The organism is Nitrosospira sp. Nl5 (assembly GCF_900102495.1).
Taxonomy (GTDB): Bacteria; Pseudomonadota; Gammaproteobacteria; order Burkholderiales; family Nitrosomonadaceae; genus Nitrosospira.
Window position 1 is genome coordinate 1 of the sequence record NZ_FMVQ01000025.1, and the last position, 6542, is coordinate 6542.

Genomic DNA, 6542 nt, shown 5'->3' on the forward strand with positions numbered 1-6542 from the left:
AGGAATTATCGTTGCGTCCGCTGGGAAATACCGTCTACTTCATGCCGCCTTATGTTATTAATGAGCAGGAAATGGATTTGCTGGTGGCAGGAACATTGCGGGCGCTCGATGCATTCTGAGATGGTTATGTGAATAATTTAAGCCTCATGGCCTCGATTGCTTATCCAGGAGAGGTGGAAATTACGTGAAACCGAATGCCAAGCCACGCACGTTACAGCGTTTCCCGAGTCCGGCAGAGCGGCAGAGTTTTGAAGCCGCATCGTGCTGTGCTTCTGGGGCGATGCCATGGAAACCGCCTATTCCTATTTATTGCCGCTCAAGAAATAATTTAGTATTGATTTTTATGAATACGTGTGTATAATTTTTTCAGGCGGTCCTATTTTGCAGTTGAGGAGTTTGAATATTTCCGTATTTTCTTCAGCTGCCAGGGATATGTAGCTTTACTAACATTAATGTCCATCACTCATAAAATGATGCGCGCAAAGCAGTAAAATAGATGTAAGGAGAAACTAGGGTTCCGGTTTCCTTGATAGGAAATGTCTGGTCCGAGAGTTTCCGGCTTCGTCATGACGGAGCTCCACGGAGGGATAAAAGCCCGGGAGAATGTATAAGTAAATACATCACTCTTGGAACTTGGCCCGCCGATTAAAGGAGACTTCGTCATGCACTTCCTTTCTAGATTTTCCCTTCTTGTCGCGACCACTAATCTGCTCTGTAGACTACTCGTAGTCTCTCAGGCTGCTTTTGTCGCTAAAAAAATGGTTAGACATGGCTGGCAGGGGCATGTTGCGGCCTCCACTTTGGGAGGAGCGTCATGTCCATAAACCAGGGTCAGGACGGTTTTAGTTCTGATGCCGCAATGGCAAAGCCTCACGCGCTCAAGCGCACCTTGAGTGTCTGGAATTGCTTTACGCTTGGTTTCTCGGTCGTGTCCCCGGTCGTCGGGCTTTACGCCATTTTTGGCGTTCAAAACTTGGTGACGGGAGGCGGCTGGATTGCTGCCCTGGCTTTATGTCTGGTAATGCAGATGATGGTGGCGACGGTCTACGCTGAGCTTTCTTCGCAGTTCCCGATCGCAGGTGGTGCTTACAAGTGGGCGCGGCAGCTGATAGGACCGAGAGCGGGCCAATACGCCGGGGTTATTTACGTCAGTTCCACCATCGCTATGCTGACCACAACCGCCTATACGGGGGGGATGTGGCTTTCCGCTGTTTTTGTCGGCGGTAACGCGCAGGGCGTGACAGCGGTGATATGGGGGGCCGTGTTCCTGCTGATCTGTACGATGGTCAACCTGGTTGACCAAAGTATCTTCAAGGTGATCAATTTACTAGGCGTCTGTGCCGAGGTGATTGGATCGATATGCGTCGCGCTGGTTTTATTTTTCTTCTTCCGCATGCATCCAGTCTCCGAGTTGTTTCAGCATTTGGGTACAGGACTGGCACCCACAGACCTTGCCGCCTTTCTGGCTGCGGTGGCCATTGCGGGATGGGCTTTTATCGGTTTTGACGCCTGTTCCACCATTGCTGAAGAAGCTCATAACCCCGAGAGAATGATCCCGCGCGCGATCTTCCTTTCCTTGTGCGCGGTGGGAAGCGTCGTTCTCTTCAATTCTTCCTCGCTGATGCTGTCCGTCGATCACGACGTCCTGATAGAAGCCAGCGCTACATCCGATCCCATCTCGCCCATTATTACCAGCACCATCGGGGCTTGGGCCGCCAAACCTTTTCTGGCCATTGTGATGACCGCTTTCCTTTCCTGTGGATCGTCGGTGGTGAACTACGTTTCACGCATCGTATTCTCCATGGCGCGTGAGGGGAATATGCCCGCTCCGCTGAGTCGCGTAACAAAACACAGGATTCCGCGGAATGCCATTCTTACAACAATATCGCTGTCTGGCCTCGGATTGCTTTTCGGGTTAAATGATGGAGCGGTTGCCACCATCATCGCTTTCGGCACGGGAGGGCTGTACGCGATGTTTTCCATGACGACCGGCGTCGGATTATATGCGCGTCTTACAGGCCGTTGGAATCCCGCATTGGGGGCACTAAAGCTGGGTGGCTGGGGATTGGCGATAAATACGGTAGCCTTTTGCTGGGCCATGTTTGAACTGATCAACATCGCATGGCCGCGTGAATACGTGGTGGCAGCCGGAGCGCCGTGGTGGCAACTGTGGGCGGTTCCTCTGGTATTGGGCAGCATACTGAGTGTAACCACATTGCATATACTGATAAATAATAAGCGGCGGGGTACGAAAAATGAAACTCAAAAAGCGTCGCAGCAGGTGTAAAGCAGAGATGTCTTGTAATGCGTCACATGCCGATGATTGATGAACAACTTATTATGACAAGGAGAAAAATATGAACCAACCCAAGGTATATCTATGGAAAGAAAACATTCCCGGCGGTTGCCATTGGTCTGGCATCGTGCGCCGGGGCACGACACTACGTCTGGTGGATGTGGCCGGCGGCGCCAATGCCGCGGTACTTTTTTACAATATGGAAGAAAAATTGGAGCGCTACAACATGGCGGATACGCTCAAGACCCAGCATACGTTCCGTCTGACCAAGGGCCACGCCTGCCATTCCGATATGGGGCGCATTTTCTGCTGTATTAGCGAAGATTCCGCAGGCTGGCATGACACCGTATGCGGCATGAGCGATGCGGATTTGATGCGCCAGAAATATGGGATCGGGCGCTACCAGGAACTTCGTAATGAAATGTTTCGCAGTGGACTCGATGGCATGCTGATTGAACTGGGAAAGTGGGGGCTGGGTATGCGCGACGTGGTGTCCAATATTAATTTTTTCAGCAAGGTCACCGCCAATTCATCCGGCGAACTGGAATTTCATCCCGGTCACAGCAAGGCGGGCGATCATGTGGATTTGAGTTTCGAGATGGATACGCTGGTAGTGCTGTCCGCCGCCCCGCATCCTCTCGATCCGGCGGAAACTTACCATCCCGGGGCAGTCAGCCTGGCTGCCTTTGCGACACCCTCCGCTTCCGGCGATTTCCGTTGGGGGGCGAAGGAATGTACGCGCATTGCGGAGAATGCAAGAGGTCTACAAAACACCCAGCGTTTTTATGCCTGTGGAGGTGCAGCATGAGTGCGCAAAATCTGATTGAAAGTAAATTAAATCCCAACCAGGCCGTGGTGGATGAAATTTGCGCGGCGGGCGACCCATGGGTCAAAGTGGTCAAGAAAGGCCAAGTGTTCCGTATTGTCGATCTGGAGGGGAATCAGGCGGTGGATACTCTCTTTTATCGTGCCAGCGAGGCAATGGAACGCTACAGCGCGACCGATACGATTCGCCGCCAGAATGAGTTATACCTGACCACAGGCAGTAAATTATATTCCAACTTTGGAAATATCATGCTCACGATCGTTGCCGACACATGCGGCCGGCATGACACCGTGGGCGGCGCCTGCGCAGCGGAGAGCAATACCGTGCGTTACGGGCTCGAAAAATATCCCATGCACAGCTGTCGCGATAGTTTCCTTCATGCGCTGGCACACGATCCGGTTTGTGAGCGTCTCGGCATGAGTAAGCGTGATATTCCGAGCAACATCAATTTCTTTATGAACGTGCCGATATCGGAAGATGGTGGATTGGATTTTGCGGATGGCGTTTCTGCGCCCGGCAAATACGTTGAGATGAAGGCCGCGATGGACGTCGTGGTGCTTATTTCCAACTGTCCGCAATTGAATAACCCATGCAATGCCTACAATCCTACCCCGATTCGACTATTGGTTTGGGATTAATCCGACAGCATACGAGAGGCGTCGTTTTAAAGATGGCGTATAAATAGCTAGGCAGGATAATCTGCCTTAACCTGGCAGGAGGTTCTGCCAAAAAAAGGGGAAAAACATGTTTGAGAAAATGCCGGATACGAATGTAAAGATTGCACATACTATCGATGTGCTCGGCCCTCCCAGCATACAAAACACGATACAGGACTATCCTGGCCGGTTGGGGTACTGGAATATCGGTGTTCCGCCGTCCGGGCCGATGGATAGTTTCGCGTTCCGTCTGGCCAATCGCCTGGTCGATAATATGGAAGGGCAGGCTGGGATGGAGATCACATTCAGTGGCCCTGCACTGCGCTTTAATTGCGACAGTGTCATCGCGGTGGGTGGGCCGCCCATCGAGGTGAGCCTGGACGGCAAGCCATTGGCGCAATGGCAGTCCCACAAGGTTAAAGCCGGTGCGCTACTGAAGTTCGGCGATATCGTGAATTATGGCTGCCGTGCCTATCTGGCGGTTCAAGGAGGTTTCCAGGTACCGGACTATCTCGGCAGTAAATCCACTTTCATGCTAGGCCAGTTTGGCGGTCATGAGGGACGTACCCTGCGTCCCGGCGACGTGCTGCGTATCACGGCCGTCAAAAGTCATACGCCTCGTAATCTGCCGCAGGAATTAATCCCCAAATATACGAATAACTGGGAAATTGGCGTGCTGTATGGTCCCCATGGGGCACCGGATTTTTTCACTGATGCGGATGTCAGCAATTTCTTTGCTTCTGACTGGAAAGTACACCACAATTCCGACCGCACAGGGGTGCGCTTGATCGGTCCCAAGCCAAAATGGGCGCGCACGGACGGGGGTGAGGCAGGTCTGCATCCGTCCAACATCCATGATGTAGCGTACTCGATCGGCGCCGTGGATTTTACTGGTGATCTACCAGTTATACTGGGGCCGGACGGCCCCAGCCTGGGCGGCTTTGTTTGCCTGGCAACCTTGGCCCATGCCGAGCTATGGAAGATGGGCCAGCTCAGGCCCGGCGACAATGTGCGTTTTCATCAAATATCAGCCGCCGAGGCACAAGCGCTTGAGATATCGCAAGACGCGGTGATTCGGGATTTCCGCTTATCGGAAGCGCCGCAGGTAGCGGCGGTAAAAGGAGTGGATGGTCCCATCCTTCATACCATCCCCGAGAGCACGCAGCAGACGCGGGTGCTGTATCGACAAGGCGGTGACAAGAATATGCTGGTCGAGTATGGACCGCTAGTGCTCGATTTCAATCTCCGCTTCCGCATACATGCTCTGATGGTATGGCTCCAGCAAGCAATCGACGGAGGCCGCCTAAAAGGCATCGTGGATATGACTCCTGGTATTCGTTCGTTGCATATCCATTTTGATTCGAAATTACTGCCGCGCGACAAACTGCTGGAGATCCTTATTTCGGCAGAAAAGGAACTGCCCGCCATTGAGGACATGGAAGTGCCTACGCGTATCGTGCATCTGCCATTGTCATGGAATGATCCATCGGTACAACTGGCGATGAAGAAATATATGCAATCGGTACGCAAGGATGCCCCATGGAATCCCGACAATATCGAGTTCATTCGCCGCATCAATGGGCTGGACAGCATTGAGGATGTGAAACGCATCATATTCGAGGCAAGCTACCTGATAATGGGGCTGGGCGACGTATATCTGGGCGCTCCGCTTGGAGCTCCAGTAGATCCACGGCATCGCCTGGTCACTACTAAGTACAATCCGGCGCGCACTTGGACGCCCGAGAACGCCGTGGGGATAGGCGGTGCTTATATGTGCGTATATGGCATGGAGAGCCCGGGTGGTTATCAGCTCGTCGGGCGTACCGTGCAAATGTGGAATAGTTATAACCAGACGAAGGATTTCAAGGATGGCAAGCCTTGGTTGCTGCGTTTCTTCGATCAGGTTCGCTTCTATCCTGTGACTGAGGGCGAACTGCTTGAAATGCGCAAGGATTTCATTAGCGGGCGTTTCAATCTGCGTATTGAAGAAAGTAATTTCAGTTTGAAACAGTACAATGCCTTTCTGCAAGAGAATGCCACGGCAATCGACGCCTTTAAAACCAAGCAGAAAGCCGCATATATCGCTGAGCGCGAACGCTGGAAGGCAGAGGGCCAGGCGAATTACGTAACCAGCGAAATTACGCATGACGATGCGAGTGCTCCACCCGGCAAGATAGATTTGCCTGCCGGCACTCACGCTGTTAACACGCACGTGACCGGCACAGTGTGGAAGCTCCTGGTCAAGGAGGGCCAGCACGTCACCGCAGGGAGTCCGGCAGTGGTGCTGGAGTCGATGAAAATGGAATTTACCTTGAATGCGCCAGTGAGCGGCACAGTACAGAAATTGTTCTGCAAGGAGGGTGGTCGTGTATCCGCCAGGCAGGTCATCCTGGTGATTAAGGAGGGCTGAGCGGGCAGACCCATACTTGCTCATTTGCTCATGCCGGGAGGCTTGCAGACGTATTAGCGGCGGCAATTATCTCTTGCCACCTGGTTAGCCGAGCCTCCCAAAGGGCCAAAGGGGCGATTGATTCTGATGTTCCAGGCTTCCGTATTTATGGTAGCGCAGGCCCATCAGCCAATCGTTTTACCGAAAAATAACGTTATAAGGACATAGCATGAATCAGCTTATTTCCAGCGTGACTGTCAACTCCGACACAACCGCCAATCCAGCAAAAAAACAGCCGGAGGGCATAGCCGGGGCAGAAACGGGATCACCGCGCTGGAGCGTTTCTCAAATCCAGGCATTGCTGGACTTGCCGTT

General features: G+C 52.7%; 3 protein-coding genes, 1 pseudogene and 1 riboswitch. All 4 genes and pseudogenes read left to right on the forward strand.

Annotated elements, in window-relative coordinates:
• Positions 1–498 precede the first annotated feature (498 nt).
• A riboswitch (guanidine-I (ykkC/yxkD leader) is annotated at positions 499–604 on the forward strand.
• Positions 605–859: 255 nt separating this feature from the next.
• Entirely contained in the window at positions 860–2287 is a 1428-nt protein-coding gene (locus BLP45_RS14150; protein ID WP_371128764.1) for an APC family permease, read from the forward strand.
• A 70-nt stretch (positions 2288–2357) separates the two neighbouring features.
• The gene (locus tag BLP45_RS14155) at positions 2358–3104 is read left to right on the forward strand and encodes an urea amidolyase associated protein UAAP1 (protein ID WP_090373140.1); all 747 of its coding nucleotides are present in this window, start codon (positions 2358–2360) and stop codon (positions 3102–3104) included.
• Complete coding sequence (locus BLP45_RS14160; protein WP_090373141.1) at positions 3101–3760, forward strand: urea amidolyase associated protein UAAP2; 660 nt, start codon at positions 3101–3103, stop codon at positions 3758–3760. The genes BLP45_RS14155 and BLP45_RS14160 overlap by 4 nt, the downstream gene beginning before the upstream one ends.
• Before the next feature lie 145 nt (positions 3761–3905).
• A pseudogene (locus BLP45_RS14165) lies at positions 3906–6188 on the forward strand (5-oxoprolinase/urea amidolyase family protein); the annotation flags it as partial.
• Between the last annotated feature and the right edge of the window lie 354 nt (positions 6189–6542).